This window comes from Rugamonas sp. FW305-51, assembly GCF_058786935.1.
The window spans coordinates 119,753-138,176 of the sequence record NZ_JBYSZG010000008.1 but is presented as its reverse complement, the minus strand read 5'-3'; the positions used below and the strand labels follow the sequence as shown (position 1 = coordinate 138,176).

Below are 18,424 nucleotides of genomic sequence, written 5' to 3'. Positions count from 1 at the left end.
TAGCGCGCTTTCGACCTGAACTGTAACGAATTCTCTCAGTTTGTTCCAAACAACAACAGTCGGCCGTGCGCCGCCCCCGGCGCTTATTTCCTGCGTTATAGGCAATCTTGCCTGTGGCGAAACGGCCATAAAGGAGGATAATGCGGGCACCCCCACTTCATTCACAACAAGCGGATAACCATGAAACACAACTATATCAACGGCGCATGGGTCGAAGGAGCGAGCTCTGCTGCCAACATCAATCCCTCCAACACGGACGACGTCATCGGCCATTATGCCCAGGCCGACGCCCAGCAGGCGCAGCTGGCCATCGCGGCCGCGGCGGCCGCAGCACCGGGCTGGGCCCTGTCCAACGTCCAGATGCGCGCCGATGCACTCGACAGGATAGGCAGTGAAATCCTGGCCCGCAAGGAGGAACTGGGCATCCTGCTGTCGCGCGAAGAAGGCAAGACCAAGCCCGAAGGCATAGGCGAGGCGGCCCGCGCCGGCGCCATCTTCAAGTTCTTCGCCCAGGAATGCCTGCGCCTGCGCGGCGACAAACTGCCGTCCGTACGCCCCAACCTGGAGGTGGAAGTCACGCGCGAACCGGTCGGCGTGGTCGGCATCATCGCCCCCTGGAATTTCCCCATCGCCATCCCCGCCTGGAAGATCGCGCCGGCCCTGGCCTATGGCAACTGCGTGCTGCTCAAGCCGGCCGAACTGGTGCCGGGCAGCGCCTGGGCCCTGGCCGAGATCATCAGCCGCGCCGGCTTGCCGCCTGGCGTATTCAACCTCGTGATGGGCCGCGGCAGCGTGGTCGGCCAGGCTTTCCTGAACGACCGGCGCGTCAACGCCATCAGTTTCACGGGCTCGGTGGCCACCGGCGCCAAGGTGGCCCAGGCCGCCATGACCCGCATGGCCAAGGTGCAGATTGAAATGGGCGGCAAGAATCCGCTTGTGGTGCTCAACGACGCCGACCTGGCCACGGCCGTCAACTGCGCCGTCCAGGGCTCGTTCTACTCCACGGGCCAGCGCTGCACCGCGTCGAGCCGCCTGATCGTGGAAAAAGGCATCTACCCGGCCTTCGTGGCGGCCGTGAAGGAAAAGCTGGCCGCCCTCACCATCGGCGACGCGCTGGCGGCCGGCACCGACATCGGCCCCGTGGTGGACGCCAGCCAGCTGGAACAGGACCTGGAATACATCCATATCGGCCAGGACGAAGGCGCCACCCTGGCCTTCGGCGGCGAGCGCGTGACGTGCGCCACCCCCGGCTTCTTCCTGCGCCCCGCCCTGTTCACGGACTGCAGCAACGACATGCGCATCAGCCGCGAGGAAATCTTCGGCCCCGTGGCCAGCGTGATCCCGGCCGACAGCTATGAACACGCACTGGCCCTGGCCAACGATACGGAGTTCGGCCTGTCGAGCGGTATCTGCACCACCTCGCTCAAGTATGCCACCCACTTCAAACGCCACGCGCAGGCCGGCATGGTGATGCTGAACGTCCCGACGGCCGGGGTGGACTACCACGTGCCGTTCGGCGGCACCAAGGGTTCCAGCTACGGTTCGCGCGAACAGGGCACGTACGCGGCCGAGTTCTTCACGACCGTCAAGACGACCTACTGCGGCGTATAAGACCGACACCGCATGCCATGGCGGCTGCGCCGCCATGGCTAACACATCCGTGCGGGACGCGTCGCCGAACAAGCTCCAGTGTTTGTTACATATGCTTACCCAGGAAACGTCTTTCCTACATCCCATTCTTGATTTCAACCGTTATTGGTTCAACAGCGCAAAGTCAGCGCCATACCGGAGAATGAAAATGGAAACCACCGCTACCCCGAATCGTATCCACCCACTGATGGCCACTGCCGCTGTGTCGTTGACCTTGGTCAGCCTGGTCGGCGCCGCCGCGATTGCGGGACTTTTACCTAACTCCCGCGGCGCCGTTGCAACCACTCCTGCAGCGGCAATGACGAACCTCGGTAGCGCCCCACTTGCGCAGCAGTCGACGCCCGCACCGGCCGTGCGGGAGGTGGTGCGATACAAAACCATCGTTCACCACGAATATCCCCGTCGTAGCCCAACAGCCTATGGCGACCGTCCGCAACTGGCTCAGGCTGAACATGCCCGCGACTATCGACCGGCACCCGCATATCCGCAGCCCGCTCCGGCCGCCCAGAACAGTCCTCTTGGCATCGGCATTGGCGCCCTGGTCGGCGGTCTGGTGGGCAGTCAAGTGGGTGGCGGCAACGGCCGCACCCTGGCAGCAATCGCAGGCGCCGTCGGTGGCGGCTACGTGGGCAACGAAATCGCCAAGCGTAACCAGGTCGTGGGCCAGCAATAACATCACCCGAATTCAGGGAGCACGTAAGGACCTTGGAAATGGCCACACTGCGGCGACTGCCGTTGGCGCACTAGCGGGCGCTATGCTCGGCGAACGTCTCTCGCTTCGGCCAGGCAACTACACGCATTGGCCGACGCCGATGTCTATCCGTCTCAACCCGGCGCCGACATCAAGAAATTTCCCATAAACTATCGGGACTATGACTCAACAAGACTGTACCGAAGTTCCGGAGAAGCCAAAGCCAACCTCCACGGGCGACGACTGTAACGCTGCCAGTGGAGGACCAAACCAGGCAGCCCAAAACATCGGGGCGCTACTGGATTACTATGCGCAGGAAGAAGGGAAAATTACCTGGCCACAGCATATCATCGAAGCCATTGGCAATTTCATCGGCCGGCCTGCTTTTCCATTCCTCATTCTCATCTTTGTCTTCTGCTGGATACTGGCCAACATGGCGTTGCGCTTCGCTGGCAAGCCGCCATTTGACCCTGCGCCTTTTTTTGAGCTACAAGGCTTACTCTGTCTTGGCGCGTTATTAACCAGCACGATTGTGCTTACCAAGCAAAACCGCATGGCAAAGCTTGCCGAGCAGCGTGCCCATCTCGATTTGCGCATCACACTACTGACCGAACAAAAGGCGGCCAAACTTATCGACTTACTCGAGGAGCTGCGCAGGGACTTGCCGAATGTGACGAATCGAGACGATCTTGAGGCCAGCGCATTGGGCCAGGCAATGAACCCCGAGGCAGTACGCGCAGCGTTGGATGAGCATAGGGAAACCGGCGCCGCAGTTGCACCTCATACCATCGACTGAAATGCCCCTGGCACGTGAAGAAGCCCCCGAACGCAACAGCTATCCCAGCCTGGCGTCGAGTTCTTCCAGTATCCCTTTGCGCTTCTTGTGCCGCGCCTCGTGCCGGCGCACGCGCCGCAACTCGGACAGCGACAGCTGGTCGAGCCGGCGCAGCACCTGCTCGGCCGTCAGTTCCTCGTAATTGGCGATGGGCAGGCTGCGTTCAGGGGCGGTGGCGCGATGCGCCTGCTCCTCCTCCGTCTCGCCGGACGCGGCCCGCTGCTTGTTGACGATGCGGGCCGCCACCTCCTCCTCCCGCCCGGCATAGCGGCCTTCCTGCTTGAACTTGCGCTCCAGTTCCTTGTATTCGCGTTCGCGCTTCGGACTAGCACCTTTAGGCATGATGCACCTCCACGATGTACCGGGAAATGCCCATGCTAGCGTATCGTCAAGCCGGCCGGCGCACACCTGGGCGCGCCGGCGCGGCGATCACAGCTGCCCTATCCAGGCCGCCAGCTGGGGTGCGCCGAAACTGGCGTCGGCCACGGTCAGCTGGCAGCGCAGCACGGAGCCGTCGGCCGTCAGCTGCATGGCATGGCCGCGCCGCCCCAGCCACAGCAGGCAGGCCAGCCAGTAGGCGTGGGCGGTGGACGGCGCGGCCTGGGTCGGCAGCGCCAGGAATTCCATCAGCATGGCCGGTTGCAGGAACATGCCGCCGGCGCCGCCGGTCGCCTCGAACGTGGGGCCGAAGTGCTCCGCCAGCAGCAGCAAGGCTTGCTCCGCTTCCTGGCCGGGACAGCGCTGCTCGATCCGGACCAGGTGGGCGCGCACGGCGTCGCCCAGGGCGGCGCAACGCATCACTTCCGATCCCGTCAGGTCGGCGTAGTCGTACATGAGCCAGTCCGGCTCCATCCCTTCCAGGCCGGCGCACATGGCCGCGCCCAGGCTGGCCTCGACCGCCACATGGGCGCCCCGCTCGCTCAGTCCCGAGCACAGCGTGTACAGCATGGCGGCCCGGTTGGCGATGGTCTGCTTTTGCCGCACCAGCAGCTTTTCGCGCAGCAGCTGGTTGTGGTCCTTGCGCAGCGAGGCCAGGTCCAGCGCCTGCTTGAGCTCCATGCGCAGGGCCGAAATATCCCATGGCTTCTGGATGTAGCGGTGGATCTGGCCCTGGTTGACCGCTTCCACCGTATGCTCGAGTTCCGAATACGCCGTGGTCAGGATGCGCACGATGTGCGGATGCCGGTCCCACGCATAGAACAGCAGCTCGTTGCCATTGGCGCCAGGCATGCGCTGGTCGGACACCAGCACGGCCAGCGTGTCGGCATGGGCGTCGAGCAGGCGCTTGCCCTCTTCCACCGACTCGGCCGTGATGACGTTGGCCAGCGCACCCAAGGCGCGCTGGAAATATTTGAGGGCGGTCGCTTCATCGTCGACATACAGAATGGTCGGTGCCTGCGCTGCGGGATCGCTCATACAAGTTCCTTTTCGATTGCTGGGAAGTTCAAAGTGACGGTGGTGTAGCGTCCGGGTTTGGATTGCACCATGATGTTGCCGCCAAACGACTGCATAATACGCTGGCAAAAGATCAAACCCCAACCATTACCGCCATTGTGGGCGTGCGTGGTGACGGGATCGACCAGCAGCCGCGCCAGGATGTCGGGCGGAATGCCGGGACCGTTGTCGCTGATGCTGATCTGGGGCGTGCCGTCCACCAGCACGGAAAAGCGCAGCGCGCCGTCGGCCTGGCCGTCGAGCGCGCGCAGCGCGTTGCTCATGATGGACGACAGCACCAGCGCCACGCAGTTGGGCAGGGCCCGCACGGCAAAGTCCTGCTGCACGTCGGTGCAGATCATCTGGCGCTGGCTGGCCGTGAGCGGATAGGCGTCCAGCAGCGCCGACAGCAATTGCTCGGCGCTGTGGCCGCTGCGCCCGGCCGGCTCGGGCAAGGTGCCGTGGGCCAGCTTGACCGATTCGACGAAGCTGCTCAGCACCGACAGGCAGTAGCGCGCATTGTCCTGCATCAGGGCGGCCGCGTGGCCGATCTCCTCGAGCTGCTGGACCGGGTCGGCGCCGGCCGCGCGGCGGGCAATGCCGCGCGCGAAGTTGCCTATCGTGGCCAGCGGCGTATTCAGTTCGTGGGCCAGGAAGGCCAGCGTCTCCTCGATCGCCAGCAGGTTGTCGCGCCGCGACTGGCGCTCGCGCGCCCGCTCGCTGGCCTGGCGCAGGGCCAGGCGCAGCTGGTACAGGTCGAGCGGCTTTTCCAGCACCCGGAACACTTCGGCCCCGTTGATGCTGTCGAGCAGAACTTCCTTGTCCGCGTACGCCGTCACCAGCAGGCACACCATGTGGGGAAAATGCTGGTTCACGTAGCGCAGCAGGATGCTGCCGACCCGGCCCGGCATGCGGTAGTCCGTCACCAGCACGCCGATGCCGTGGCCCGGTTCGGCCAGGATGGCCATGGCCTGGTCCACGCCGCCGGCCGTCACCACCTGGTAGTCGTCGGCCATGGCCCGTTCGAAATACTTGCAGGCCAGTTCCTCGTCGTCCACGTACAGCACGCTGGCGGCCGGATGGGGGGCTTGCCGCATCATCGCTTCTCCGTTTCTGCCCGCGGCAAGTCGAAGATCATCTTGGTCCACTCGCCGACCACGCTCTCGGCCAGCAGCACCCCGCCGTGCCGCTCGATCACGCGGTAGCTGATGCTCAGCCCCAGGCCCAGTCCCTGCCCCACTTCACGGGTGGTGAAGAACGGCTCGAACACACGCGCCAGCTGCTCGGCCGGGATGCCGGGGCCGTTGTCGCACACCGTCACCTGCAGGCGCTGGGCCTGCCAGAGGGCCGTGATCTTGAGCGCATAGGGCGTCTTGCCGGCCTTGCGCATGGCCAGGATGGCGTTGCTGAACAGGTTGATCAGCACGCCGATGATGGCCGCCTCGTCGCCGCGCACCAGGGTGTCGTCCGGCAGCTCGCGCTCCACCTGCACGTCCTTCAGTTCGTGGCCGATCAGGCGGATGGCCGAGCCGAGCGCCCGCTCGAACAGGAAGTGCGCGCTCAGCAGGTCGGTGCCGTGCTTGCGGTAGGCGAAGGTCTTCAGGTCCGATACGATGTGCTGCACCCGCTGCATGCCCTGGCGGGCGTCGGCCAGGCACTCCGAGAGCAGCGGACTGGCCTGCGCGACGGGATCCTCGGCCGCCAGGTCGATCGCCATCAGGCAGAAATTGACGGGATTGTTCACTTCGTGCATGAGGCCGGCGGCCAGCGTGCCCAGCGCCGCCATCTTTTCCTGCTGCAGCATCTGGCCCTTGATTTCAGCCAGGCTGCTGTTGGTCAGTTCCAGTTCGCGGTTCTTCTGCGCCACCTGGGCCTTGAGCTGGAACAGCAGGAAGCGGGCCCGCTCGTTGTAGACGGTGAACACGGCGCTGATGGTGGCCGACATCAGCAGGAACATGGAATTGACGACGAACGGCCCGTGCAGCTCGAAGCTGACGGGATGGTGCGCGCAGGCCAGTGCATACAGCAGGTAGCTGACGCCGCCGAACACGATGTTCTGCCACAGCCCGAAGGCCAGCACGATGCCCGACGAGTAGACGGCCAGCGTCAATCCCGCGTAATAGATGGAGGCGGCCCCTTCGGTGGCGGCGATCATGGCGGCGATCATCAGCTGGGGCAGCAACAGCCAGCCGAATGTGAGCCACTGGATGTTGCGCTGGCCCCAGGCCGTGCCCATCAGGCCCAGCATGGCGCCCATCAGGGCCGAGGCCAGCAGGCGCCAGCCGGCGAATGTGGCCTGCCATTCCGGATACATGGCGTGGTCCAGCCCCACCCCCAGCAACACCAGGATGATGCCGGTGCGCACCCCGGCCCGGCTGAATTCCAGGCGGAAGTGGCGCAGCGCCGTCTCGTAGCTCTCTTCGGGCGCCAGTATCACACCGTCCGGCAGGCGGGCCGTCATGCGATGCGCACTTCCGCGAACAGGTTCACGCCCGTGGCGTCGACATAGATCTTGCGCTCGCGCGCCTGGGGCGGCAGCAGTTTTTCCAGTCCCGCCTCGTTACGGTAGATCAAATGCCATTCCAGCAAATGCTCCATGCCGAACTTGCCGGGATTGTCGGAGTGGACGTTGGTCACCAGCAGCTTGCCGCCGGGACGGATACGGCTGGCGAAATGGGCCATCAGGCGCGCGCACACCTTGTCGGACAGGTAGTCGAACAGGCCGGCGCAGTAGACGGCGTCGAATTCGGCCGTGCGTTCGCCGGCCGGACCGGCGCGGCGCTTGAGCAGCTGGTGCACGGAATCCTGCACGTAGCTGATCTCCACCGGCCGGGCGCTGCGGGCGGCCCGCTGCGACAGCTGGGCGCGCGTCCAGTCCAGCGTCTCGGCGCTGAAGTCGAGCAGCTCGAATTGCAGCAGGTGGGGTTCCGGATAGCTGTCGAGGAAGCGCTGCACCTCGACGGCCGGGCCGCAACCGATGTTGAGGATGCGCACCGGCCGCCCCAGCTGGCGCGCCTCGTCGGCCAGCCCCTTGAGGAAGCCGACCAGGATATCGATGCGGTTGCGGTGGGCCGCCGCCACGGCCGCCTGCAGGAAGGCCGTATTGACGATCTGGAAATAGGTATTCGGGCCCTGGCGCGGGTCGTCCAGGATCTGGTTCACCATCTGGTAGTCGCCCGCGTAGCCGAGCGGCTTGGTGTAGGTGCGGAACACGAACGGCGCCCGCAGGATCAGCGGGTGCAGGGCCGACTGGGCGAAGGCGCGGTGCGCCGGCGCCAGTTCCGGCTCGATGATGGCGGCCTCGTTCTCCAGCCGTTCCAGGTAGGTCAGGGTCTTGTCCATGACCGGACTGGCCAGCTCGTAGAACAGATCTTCGCGCAGCATGCCGTCCACCTTGGGCAAGTTGCCGGCCAGGTCCACCTGGTCCACCCAGCGCGACACGTCCGACAAGAAGGCCCGCATCTCGTTGACCACGGCCTGGTAGTCGCGGCCGATGCGATAGCGTTCGCTCCATTCGCGCACGAAGCCGGCCGCCTCGGCGCCCACGGCGCCCGGCACCAGCATCAGGTCGCCCAGCTCGCACCATTCATCGACCAGCGTCAGCGAGACGACGGCCGTGAGGCCGGTATTGACCATGCTGACCACCAGCGCCCGGCCACAGTAGGCGGTACGGGTGCCGATGCGCACGGTCAGCTCGCTGAGCACCTCACTTACTTGCATGATGAAATCTGGATTGTAGATTTCCATCACCAGCGCCTTGCGCTGGACGTTGACGAGCGTGCCGCGCACGGCCTCGCCTTGCGAATTACGGAAACTGACCAACGGATCGATTTGCGATTGTGAATACACGGTTCGGCGTCTTCAAATGGCCGGCGGGCCGTAACGGCAAGCCAGCGGGGTTAAAGCCAGGCCGGCACCGGCAACGCCACCGGCCACCCGCCGCTCTTTTCTTTCGCGCACCTTAACACGCACTGCAAATGCACTGCGTGTCGAGTGTACATGGCAGTGAAATATTCGGCAACATTTCATTCCCACCAGATATGTTGTTTTTCTATCTTTTAGTACTGTGATTCTAATAAGAAATATTTCTCGATTCGCAAAGCAGTCGCTGCTACACTGCCCGCAGCCGGAGGAGACGCCGGCCTTGATCAACCGCACCCGACAGCGGACGTTCGCAGCCCGCCGCCGGGGACAGAAAACAAAAAAGACGGCCTATGAATATCGCAAACATCAAGATCGGCCATCGGCTGACGATAGCCTTTTCCCTCACCACCGTCATGCTGGCGGTGGTGGTTGCCCTGGGGGCCAGCGCACTGCGCACGACGGCGGCGGAAATCGAGCGCAGCGCCAACGAACGCCATGCCCAGATCGGCCTGCAGCAGCCGATCAAGGACGACGCGGCCCGCCAGGCCAGCGCCGACGCGGCGCACGACGCCCGCCTGGCCAGCAACATCATGATCGCCCTGGGCCTGGCCGGCGGCGTACTGAGCCTGCTGACGGCCTGGTACATCACGCGCGGCATCGTGGGACCGATCAATCACGCCGTCAAGGTGGCGCGCACGGTGGCCGGGGGCGACCTCAGCTCGCGCATCGACGTGCGCAGCACCGACGAGATCGGCCAGCTGTCGGCCGCGCTCAAGGAAATGAACCACAGCCTGGTCGGCATCGTGCAGGAAGTACGGGGCAGCACGGACGCCATCGCCACCGCCTCGGCCGAAATCGCGGCCGGCAACCTGGACCTGTCGGAGCGCACCGAGCGCCAGGCCGGCGCCCTGGAGGAGACGGCATCGTCGATGGAGCAGCTGACCTCCACCGTCAAGCAGAACGCCGACCACGCCCGGCAAGCCAACGCGCTGGCCCAGTCGGCCTCGGACGTGGCCGGCCAGGGCGGCGCCGTGGTGGCGCAGGTGGTCGACACCATGGCTTCGATCAACGAATCGGCCCGCAAGATCGTCGACATCATCAGCGTCATCGACAGCATCGCTTTCCAGACCAACATCCTGGCCCTGAACGCGGCCGTGGAAGCGGCCCGCGCCGGCGAACAGGGGCGCGGCTTTGCCGTGGTGGCCAACGAGGTGCGCAACCTGGCCCAGCGCTCGGCGGCGGCGGCGCGCGAGATCAAGGCCCTGATCGGCGACTCGGTCGGCAAGGTCGACGCCGGCGCCCGCCTGGTCGACGAGGCCGGCCACACCATGGGCGAGATCGTGGCCAGCGTGCGCCGCTTGACCGACATCATGCGCGACATCGCCGCCGCCAGCCAGGAACAGCTGGACGGCATCGAGCACATCAACGAAGCCGTCACCCAGATGGACCAGGGCACGCAGCAGAACGCGGCGCTGGTGGAGCAGGCTTCGGCGGCGGCGGCTACCATGCAGGAACGGGCGGCCCACCTGTCGGATGCCGTCGGCCTGTTCCGCCTGTCCGGCGCGGCGCCGGCCGGCACGGCCGCGCCCACGGCCAGCGTGCGCGCCATGCCGCGCCGGCGCGCGGCGCCCAAGCGCATCGCGGCGCCCCTGCCGCCCCCCGCCACGGGTGAAGCGACCAGCCGCAAGGTGGCCAACGGCGCCGACGAGGATCAGTGGATGGAGTTCTGAGCGGCGCTCAGGCGGACGGCGCCAGCAGCAATTCCAGCTCCGCCTGCAGCTGGGCCATGGTGTCGACCACGCGGTAGGCGCCGGGAAAACTGTGGTGGCGGGTGAGCGTATGGCGCAGCACGATGCAGCGGATGCCGGCCGCCACGGCGGCCTGCAGGCCCCGCGGCGAGTCCTCGACTACCACGCACTGATCCGCAGGCAAGCCCAGCCGTTCCAGGCCCAGCAGATACGGTTCGGGCGAAGGCTTGCTGTCGGCGTAGGATTCGCCCGTCAGCACGAAATCGAAATGGCGCAGCAGGTCGAGCCGGCCGTGAATGATGTGGAAATGGTCAGCATTGGAACTGGTCACCACGCCCATGCGCACGCGCGGCGCCAGCGCCGCCAGCAGCGCGGCCACGCCATCCATGGCGGGAATAGCCTCGTCGGCCAGGCGCCGCGCGTAGGCCCGGTTGCGCTCCTCGCGCAGCGCCGCGATCCGCTCGGGCCCGGGTACCGGGTCCATCAAGTGCCAGGCACCGCAATTATCGGCCAGATACCAGTCGAAGAAATGCTGCGCGTCCAGCGCCACGCCATGGCGCTGGAACAGGTCCCGGTTGGCCTCGTAAAACAGGCGCTCGGTATCGACCAGCACCCCGTCGTTGTCCCACAATATACCTTGTAACATGCTACCTCTGTCGCGATGCGGGCCCTCCCGCAGCGGCAATTGTACCCGGGCCGGGCCCGCCGCTTGGCCATGTATGTCCGTGTGTGCAATACTCTGCCTGTACCCCACCTCCGATGTCCTATGCCCGCCAACGTGCCCCTGATCCGCAGCCTCAAATTCCGCATGACGGCCGTGGTGGTGGCGCTCGTGCTGGCCGCCACGGTGATCGTCACGTCGCTGGCGCTGCTACTGGCCGAGCGCGACATGGAGGCCGTGATCGGCGACCAGCAATATGCGCTGCTGTCGGCCGCCGCCGCCAACATCGAATCGCAGCTCGAGGCCAAGCGTACGCTGCTGGCCAGCCTGGCCGACAGCCTGCCGCCCGAGGTGGGCGCCCATCCCGAGCGGATGCAGCAATTCGTCGAACACCATCCCACGGTGCGTGCGGCCTTCCTCAACCTGGTCACCTACGATCGCAACGGCGTGCTGCGCCACACGAGCCGCGACGGCATCGCCACCCTGCAGCTGTCCGAATGGGCCCACCAGTTCTTCGAGCAGGCCATGGCCAGCCGCGCCAGCATCATCTCGGAACCGTTCAAGAGCCGCGTCACCGACCTGCCGGTGGTGCTCATCACCCAACCGGTGCTGGACGATGAGGGCAAGGTGGCGATGGTACTGGCCGGCAGCATCGACCTGGCCAACGCTTCGTTCCTCACGCCGATCAACGCCCAAAAGCCCGGCAAGACCGGCTTCATGTACATCATGACCAGCAAGGGCATCCTGGTGAACCACCCCACCCGCTCCCGCCTGCTGCAGCACATCAATGCCCGGCCCGGCGTCAACCGCGCCACGCAAATGGCACTGCAGGGTTTCGAGGGCTGGACCACGGCCGCCAACAAGGATGGCAGCGAAGGCATCTACGCCTACAAACGGATTCCGGCCACCGACTGGATCGTGGGCGCCCGCTTCCCCACCGAAGAAGCGTTCGCGCCCATGATCGTGATGCGGCGCCATGCCGTGCTGGCCTCGACCCTGTTCGCGGCGCTGGCCGGCGCCATCGGCTGGGGCGCCATCCTGGCGTTGCTGCGCCCGCTAGGCCGCCTGCGCCGCCACATTGCCGACATCCGCAGCGGCAACGCTGGCATCGACGTGCTGCAGCGCCGCCGGCGCGACGAGATCGGCGAGCTCAGTTCCGCCTTCCACGTCCTGATGGCCGAGCGCGAGGCAGCCCAGGCCAGTACGCTCGACAGCGAATCGCTGGTGCGCAACATCCTGGAACAGGCCCCGGACGCCTTCATCAGCTGCACCGCCGGCGGCATCATCACGGAATGGAACGCCCAGGCCGAGAAGAGCTTCGGCTGGAGCCGCGCCGAGGCCGTGGGCCGCGACGTGGCCGAGCTCATTATTCCGCCCGCCATGCGCGACGAGCACCGGGCCGGCATGGCCCGCTTTGCCCTGGGCGGCGGCGGACCGGTACTCAATTCGCGGGTGCGGGTGGCCGCGTTGCACCGCGACGGCCACGAAGTGCCGGTCGAGCTGTCGGTGCGGGCCCTGCGCCACGGCAGCAACCACTACGCCACCGCCTTCCTGCACGACATCACGGAACGGCTGCTGTACGAGCGCCAGATCGCCGCCAGCGAGAAACGGGTGCGCATGATCGCCGATAACATGCCGGCCATGATCGCCTATGTGGACGACCAGCTGCACTACCGCTTCACCAACGAGCATTTCCGCCAACTGATGGGCATCGAACCGAACTCGCTGCTGGGCAAGACCTTCGGCGACACCTTCGGCAGCGAGTTCCGCCAGCGCCTGCGCCCCTACTACGAGGCGGCGCTGCGGGGCGAACGCGTGCATTACGAACGCGAGGGCCGCGAAACAGGCCGCGCCATCCAGCTGATGGTGGACATGATACCGGACCTGCGCAGCGACGGCAGCGTGGCCGGTTTCTACCTGATGGCGCTCGACATCACCGAGCGCAAGACCGCCGAACTGACGCAGGCCGCCAGCGAAAAGCGCCTCAAGCTGCTGACCGACAACCTGCCGGTGCTGATCTCGTATGCGGACCGCGAGCGCCGCATCCAGTTCGTCAACGCCACCTTCCAGCACTGGTTCGGCATCGCCCCGGAGCGCATGGTGGGCCACACCCTGGCCGAAAGCATAGGCCAGGACCACTACCGCAATGCCGAGCCGCACCTGGAGCGGGCCTACCAGGGCCATATCGTCACGTACGAACTGAAGGCGCGCATCAATGGCAGCATCCACACGCTGGAGACCACCTTCGTGCCCGAGGTGCAGGCCGACGGCAGCGTGGCCGGGGTCTATTCGCTCACCCACGACACCACGCGCATGAAGGAGATCGAGGAACGGCTGACCCACCTGGCCCGCATCGACACCCTGACCGGCATCGCCAACCGCCTCATGTTCGAGGAATTGCTGCAGCTGGCCATAGGCCGGGCGCGCCGCAACCGCCAGCCCATGGCGCTGGCCTACCTGGACGTGGACAACTTCAAGTCCATCAACGACAGCATGGGGCATGGCGGCGGCGACACCGTGCTCAAGGAATTTGCCGCGCGCCTGGTAGGCAACGTACGCGCCACCGACACCGTGGCCCGGCTGGCCGGCGACGAATTCGTCATCATCCTCGAGCAGGTCAACGACCCCGAGGAGGCGGGACGGCTGGCGGCCAAGATCGTCGAGGCGATCCGCCCCAGCTTCATGGTGGCTGGCCAGGCGCTGGAGGTCAGCACCAGCATCGGCGTGGCGCTGCACCAGTGCGGCGACCAGACGCCGGCCGAACTGGTGGCGCGCGCCGACGGCGCCCTGTATGCGGCCAAGCGGCGCGGGCGCGACCGCTACGTGGTGGCGCAGTAAGGACGCCGCGCGCCGTCAGCGCGCCATCGGATTGGGGGTCGGCTCGGCCACCTTGACCAGCAGGTTGCGGTCCATGTGGTGGAACGGTTCATCCTTGCCGCGGATCTGCATCACCGTATCCTCTTCGTAGCCCCAGGTCCCGTCGTCGTTGATGGTGACCTTGATGCGGTATTCCGTCGTCTTGAAACCGTATTCGAGGAAGGGGTTGGAGCAGATGCCGTAGGTATCCTGCTCGCGCTGCGCCACCAGTTCGAAACTGCGGTCGCCGGGGGCCGCCTTGCCCGATGCCATTGCAATCTGGCCGCGCGGGATGGCCAGGGTCTGGATCACGGTGCCGGTGGCCGGCTCCCACAACCAGTAGCCCACCTGCTCGTGGTAAGTCTTGACCTGTTCCGGCTTGGTGATGAGGATCAGGTAGCGCAGGCCGTAGAACAGCTGGGGGCCGTTGGTGACCGGGTCGATTGGCTGCAGCTCGATGCGTTCGACAAAGGCCTGCTTGCGCGGACCGTCCGCCTTGGGCTTGATGTCCAGCCCCCGTTTGCCTTCCCACACACCGGCCATGGGCCGCAACGGCCCCAGGTTTTCCAGCGTGCGGATGTCGATGTCGGATGGTTCGGTGTAGATATCCTGCGAAAATTCGCTCATGCCTCGTGCCTTTCAGTTGGTTGCCTGCTCGGTGAGGGATATTGTAGAGCAAGGATGGCCATCACTGGCGGATGCGCTCCATGAACCAGCGCCCGGCTGGCCCTGGCGGCGTGTCCTTACGGTACAGGGCGCGCATGGAAAAGCCCGCGCCGAACGCCGGCCCGCCCTCGATCTCCAGCGGCACGAGCGTGCCGCGCGCCAGGTCGTCCTCCACCATGTGGCGCGGCATGCTGCCCCAGCCCAGCCCCGCGCGCAGAAACGACAGCTTGGCGCCCAGATCGGCCAACCGCCACACCTGGGGCGACATGACGTTGAAGTCGCGCCCCTGCGTCATGCTGGATCGGTCGGTCAGCACCAGCTGCACGTGACGGGCCGCCTCCTCCAGCGGCGCCGGGGCCGCATGCATGGCCAGCGGATGGCCAGGCGCGGCCACCAGCAGGCCCGGCACGTCGAGCAGGAATTCGCGGGTGCATTCGGGCGGCACATCGGGAAACGATCCGACGATACCGAGCCGGCAACGGCCATCGAGCACCGGCTGCACCACGGCGCCAAGGGCTTCCACGTACAGCCGCAGCGGCGTGCGCGGAAACTGCTGGTGGAACGAGCGTACCGCCTCCGTCAGCGCGGCGATGGGGAACATGACGTCCACCACCACCGACAGCTCCGGCTCCAGCCCTTCGGCCAGCGTGCGGGCGCGGGCCTTGAAGCTGTCCATGCTGCTGGCCGTGGCCCGGGCGTCGTCCAGCAGGGCGGCGCCGGCCTCCGTCAGGCGCGGATAGCGCCCGCTGCGGTCGAACAGGGCAAAGCCGATCTGCTGCTCCAGGTTGGCCAGCGTCTGGCTGACCACGGATTGGGCGCGCCGCAGCTTGCGGCCGGCGGCGGAAAAACTGCCTTCGTCGGCGGCGGCGATGAAGGTGCGCAGCTGGTCCAGGGACATGGCGTCAAGCATGTATCGCTCCGGTAGATGGATTCCATCTAAATATATAGGCTTCCGCGATGGCAGTCCAGCACCTACCATGCAGTCATCGGATCGCACATCGCGCTCCACCACCAAAACCCAAGGAGCTATCATGAACAACGCCAACACCACCACCCTGCCCCTGATCGGCCGTCTGCTGATGGCCACCATCTTCGTTTTCAGCGGCCTGGGCAAGATCGCCGCGCCGGCCGCCACCATCGGCTACATCGGCGCCATGGGACTGCCCCTCCCCACGCTGGGGCTGATCGGAGCCATCGCAATTGAAGTGGGCGGCGGCCTGCTGCTGATTGCCGGCCTGCAGACGCGCGCCACGGCGCTGGTGCTGGCCGCGTTTTCGCTGGTGACGGGGATGATCTTCCACCACGCCATCGGCGACCAGAACCAGCTGATCCACCTGCTGAAAAATATCGCAATGGCCGGCGGCCTGCTGCAGATTGCCGCCTACGGCGCCGGTACATTCAGCCTGGACGCCCGCCAGCGCGGCACCCTGGTGCGCAGCGCGGCCTGAGATGGGGGCGGCCTACAGATCGATCTCCATCCCATCGTAGGCCGACACCACCTCCAGCGGCGCTTCGCCCGTCACTTCGGCGTAGCGCCGCGTCTCGTCCAGCACCCGTTCGATCTGGGTATCGCCCTGCACCGGCTCATGATGGAACAGGCAAAGCTTGTGCACGCCGGCCAGCTGGCATAGCTCCACCCCCACCACGTTGCTGGAATGGCCCCAGTCGGCCTTGACGGAAATGGCTTCGGCCAGCGAATACATGGCGTCGAAGATCACCAGGTCCGCATCGCGGAAGAATTCGACGAAGGCCAGGCGCTGGGCCGCATCGTCCAGCCGGTGTTCCGAATCGGTGCTGTAGACCACCGCATGCTGGCCGTGCTCGAGCCGGTAGCCGTAGGAATCGCCGCCGTGCAGCTGGCGCATGGCCGTCACCCGCAGGCCGTCGATCTCGACCGGGATGCCGGGCGCCATCGTGCGAAACTCGATATGCGCGGCCATCTGCTCGAAGCGGACCGGGAAGCTGATCGGTTCCTGCTGGCGCCGGAACGCCTGCTCCAGCTCCGCGTGGCAGCCGTAGATGATGATGCGGTTGCCGGGGATGTAGGCGGGCGTAAAGAACGGGAAGCCCATGATGTGGTCCCAGTGCAGGTGGGACATGAACACGTGGTAGGTCTGCGGATGGTCGCGCCCGTAGCGGGCCAGCTTGGCGCCGGCCAGCGCGCGCGCGCCCGAGCCCATGTCCAGGATCACATGCTGGTGGCTGACGGCCGGGTCCCATACCTGCACCTCCACGCAGCTTGAATTGCCGCCGTAGGTGCCGCGCACATCGAACGGCAGCTCGGTGTCGACGTAGGCGGCGACCTTGTCCGGCGTGTCGAGGCCGCGCCCGATGGCCCCTTCCAGCGCGGCCACCAGCTTGGCGCGCACCTGGGCATGGTTCAGCGCCACGGGCAGCGAGCCGCGCGCGCCCCATATCTTCGCCTTCATGCCGTCCCCTCCGGCCGGATGGCATATTGGAACCGCATTCGCTTCATGATCGACAAGCCTGGGTGTTGCGGGCGCATGCCGGTGCGCATGCTGTCTCCCCGATGAGGAAAGTGTAGCAAATGACGAGGGCACGCGGCCAGCGATTCGGCACCGGGCCGCCAACACGCGACTCTTGCGCAGTTGTCAATAATCCATTTTTGCCGTTGCCCCATCGTGCTATGCTCTCGCCCTCTGCGCCTGGTGCGCCTCCACAGACCACGACACGGAGACTATTGTGACCTTCCTGCAAAAATTCTTCAGGCTCAAAGAGAATGGCACCGACGTGCGCACCGAAGTGGTGGCCGGCGTGACGACCTTCCTGACCATGGCCTACATCATCTTCGTCAATCCCACCATCCTGGGCGATGCGGGCGTGCCGAAGGAAGCCGTGTTCGTGGCCACCTGCTTCGCCGCCGCGCTGGGCACCATCATCATGGGCGTGTATGCCAACTACCCGATCGCGCTGGCGCCGGGCATGGGGTTGAACGTCTACTTCGCCTACGCCGTCGTGCTGGGCATGGGCATACCATGGCAGTCGGCGCTGGGCGCCGTGTTCATCTCCGGCTGCCTGTTCGTGCTGGTGAGCGTATTCGGGATACGGGAACAGATCGTCAACGGCATCCCGCACTCGCTGCGCACCGCCATCACGGTCGGCATCGGCCTGTTCCTGGCCCTGATCGCGATGAAGAGCGCCGGCATCGTGGTGGCCAATCCGGCCACGCTGGTGGGCGTGGGCGACCTGCACAAACCGGCCGCCATCATGGCCATCTTCGGCTTCGTGCTGATCGTCACGCTCGACAGGCTCAAGGTGAAAGGCGCCATCCTGATCGGCATCGTCGCCGTGACGGTGCTCAGCTTCTTCCTGGGCGGGAATACCTTCCGCGGCCTGGTGTCGCTGCCGCCGTCCATCGCCCCCACGCTGTTCAAGCTGGACCTGCAGGGCGCCTTCTCCGTCGGCCTGCTCAATGTGGTGCTGGTGTTCTTCCTGGTCGAACTGTTCGACGCCACCGGCACCCTGATGGGCGTGGCCAGCCGCGCCGGCCTGCTCGTGAACGGCAGGATGGAGCGCCTGAACAAGGCCCTGCTGGCCGACAGCTGCGCCATCGTGGCCGGCTCCTTGCTGGGCACCTCCAGCACCACGGCCTATATCGAAAGCGCGGCCGGGGTGCAGGCCGGCGGCCGCACGGGGCTGACCGCCCTGGTGGTGGCGGCGCTGTTCCTGGCCAGCCTGTTCATCGCCCCCATCGCCGGCGTGGTGCCGGCCTATGCGACGGCGCCGGCCCTGCTGTACGTGGCCTGCCTGATGCTGCGCGACCTGGTCGAGGTGGACTGGAGCGATACCACCGAGAGCGTGCCGGCCGCCGTGACGGCCCTGCTGATTCCGTTCACCTATTCGATCGCACACGGCATCGCCTTCGGCTTCATCACCTACGCCGCGCTCAAGCTGGCCACGGGCCAGGCGCGCAAGGTCAAGCCCATCGTATGGCTGATCGCCGCCATCTTCCTGTTCAAGTACGCCTACCTGAAGGCCTGAGCCCCGCCACGGCCGTC

General features: G+C 66.0%; 16 protein-coding genes. 7 read left to right on the top strand and 9 right to left on the bottom strand.

The features are described 5' to 3' along the window. Positions 1-180: 180 nt before the first annotated feature. From AC3WOS_RS08495 to AC3WOS_RS08485, 3 genes are all read left to right on the top strand, one after another. Entirely contained in the window at positions 181-1,611 is a 1,431-nt protein-coding gene (locus AC3WOS_RS08495) for an aldehyde dehydrogenase family protein (protein ID WP_492715465.1), read from the top strand. Positions 1,612-1,645: 34 nt separating this feature from the next. Continuing rightward, complete coding sequence (locus AC3WOS_RS08490) at positions 1,646-2,323, top strand: glycine zipper 2TM domain-containing protein (protein ID WP_492715464.1); 678 nt, start codon at positions 1,646-1,648, stop codon at positions 2,321-2,323. Positions 2,324-2,522: 199 nt separating this feature from the next. Then, positions 2,523-3,137 carry a DUF1003 domain-containing protein gene (locus tag AC3WOS_RS08485; protein ID WP_492715463.1) on the top strand — a complete coding sequence of 205 codons (615 nt, stop codon included), beginning with the start codon at positions 2,523-2,525 and terminating at the stop codon, positions 3,135-3,137. Positions 3,138-3,176: 39 nt separating this feature from the next. Here AC3WOS_RS08485 and AC3WOS_RS08480 read toward each other — a convergent pair whose 3' ends face one another. The 5 genes from AC3WOS_RS08480 to AC3WOS_RS08460 all read right to left on the bottom strand — a co-directional run bounded on the left by AC3WOS_RS08480 (position 3,177) and on the right by AC3WOS_RS08460 (position 8,459). Then, positions 3,177-3,518, bottom strand: coding sequence for a hypothetical protein (locus AC3WOS_RS08480; protein WP_492715462.1), 342 nt, complete (start codon positions 3,516-3,518; stop codon positions 3,177-3,179). 87 nt (positions 3,519-3,605) lie between these two features. Next, positions 3,606-4,592: a response regulator gene (locus tag AC3WOS_RS08475; RefSeq protein ID WP_492715461.1), complete on the bottom strand. Its 987-nt coding sequence runs from the start codon at positions 4,590-4,592 to the stop codon at positions 3,606-3,608. Further along, complete coding sequence (locus AC3WOS_RS08470; RefSeq protein WP_492715494.1) at positions 4,589-5,707, bottom strand: hybrid sensor histidine kinase/response regulator; 1,119 nt, start codon at positions 5,705-5,707, stop codon at positions 4,589-4,591. Before AC3WOS_RS08470 ends, AC3WOS_RS08475 begins: the two co-directional genes overlap by 4 nt. Then, on the bottom strand, positions 5,707-7,071 hold the full coding sequence (locus tag AC3WOS_RS08465; protein ID WP_492715460.1) for a sensor histidine kinase: 1,365 nt from the start codon (positions 7,069-7,071) through the stop codon (positions 5,707-5,709). The genes AC3WOS_RS08470 and AC3WOS_RS08465 overlap by 1 nt, the downstream gene beginning before the upstream one ends. After that, positions 7,068-8,459: a class I SAM-dependent methyltransferase gene (locus AC3WOS_RS08460; protein ID WP_492715459.1), complete on the bottom strand. Its 1,392-nt coding sequence runs from the start codon at positions 8,457-8,459 to the stop codon at positions 7,068-7,070. Before AC3WOS_RS08460 ends, AC3WOS_RS08465 begins: the two co-directional genes overlap by 4 nt. Positions 8,460-8,824: 365 nt before the next feature. Here AC3WOS_RS08460 and AC3WOS_RS08455 point away from each other — a divergent pair, with 365 nt between their 5' ends. Further along, positions 8,825-10,204, top strand: coding sequence for a methyl-accepting chemotaxis protein (locus AC3WOS_RS08455; protein ID WP_492715458.1), 1,380 nt, complete (start codon positions 8,825-8,827; stop codon positions 10,202-10,204). A 7-nt stretch (positions 10,205-10,211) separates the two neighbouring features. On the opposite strand, the gene AC3WOS_RS08450 is transcribed toward AC3WOS_RS08455, so the two are convergent. After that, positions 10,212-10,868 (bottom strand): HAD family hydrolase, encoded by a 657-nt coding sequence (locus AC3WOS_RS08450; protein WP_492715457.1) that lies wholly within the window; start codon positions 10,866-10,868, stop codon positions 10,212-10,214. A 120-nt stretch (positions 10,869-10,988) separates the two neighbouring features. Between AC3WOS_RS08450 and AC3WOS_RS08445 the strand changes: the two genes are divergently transcribed. Next, positions 10,989-13,721 carry a sensor domain-containing diguanylate cyclase gene (locus AC3WOS_RS08445; protein ID WP_492715456.1) on the top strand — a complete coding sequence of 911 codons (2,733 nt, stop codon included), beginning with the start codon at positions 10,989-10,991 and terminating at the stop codon, positions 13,719-13,721. A 15-nt stretch (positions 13,722-13,736) separates the two neighbouring features. Here AC3WOS_RS08445 and AC3WOS_RS08440 read toward each other — a convergent pair whose 3' ends face one another. Together AC3WOS_RS08440 and AC3WOS_RS08435 are read right to left on the bottom strand one after the other, a co-directional pair. Then, entirely contained in the window at positions 13,737-14,366 is a 630-nt protein-coding gene (locus tag AC3WOS_RS08440; protein ID WP_492715455.1) for an FABP family protein, read from the bottom strand. Positions 14,367-14,427: 61 nt separating this feature from the next. Continuing rightward, positions 14,428-15,315, bottom strand: coding sequence for a LysR family transcriptional regulator (locus AC3WOS_RS08435; RefSeq protein ID WP_492715454.1), 888 nt, complete (start codon positions 15,313-15,315; stop codon positions 14,428-14,430). A 121-nt stretch (positions 15,316-15,436) separates the two neighbouring features. Between AC3WOS_RS08435 and AC3WOS_RS08430 the strand changes: the two genes are divergently transcribed. Further along, positions 15,437-15,853 (top strand): DoxX family protein, encoded by a 417-nt coding sequence (locus AC3WOS_RS08430; RefSeq protein WP_492715453.1) that lies wholly within the window; start codon positions 15,437-15,439, stop codon positions 15,851-15,853. A gap of 12 nt (positions 15,854-15,865) precedes the next feature. Here AC3WOS_RS08430 and AC3WOS_RS08425 read toward each other — a convergent pair whose 3' ends face one another. Continuing rightward, positions 15,866-16,834, bottom strand: a complete 969-nt coding sequence (locus AC3WOS_RS08425; RefSeq protein WP_492715452.1) for an MBL fold metallo-hydrolase — start codon at positions 16,832-16,834, stop codon at positions 15,866-15,868. Positions 16,835-17,108: 274 nt separating this feature from the next. Here AC3WOS_RS08425 and AC3WOS_RS08420 point away from each other — a divergent pair, with 274 nt between their 5' ends. Beyond that, on the top strand, positions 17,109-18,407 hold the full coding sequence (locus AC3WOS_RS08420) for an NCS2 family permease (RefSeq protein WP_492715451.1): 1,299 nt from the start codon (positions 17,109-17,111) through the stop codon (positions 18,405-18,407). The last annotated feature ends 17 nt before the right edge of the window (positions 18,408-18,424 follow it).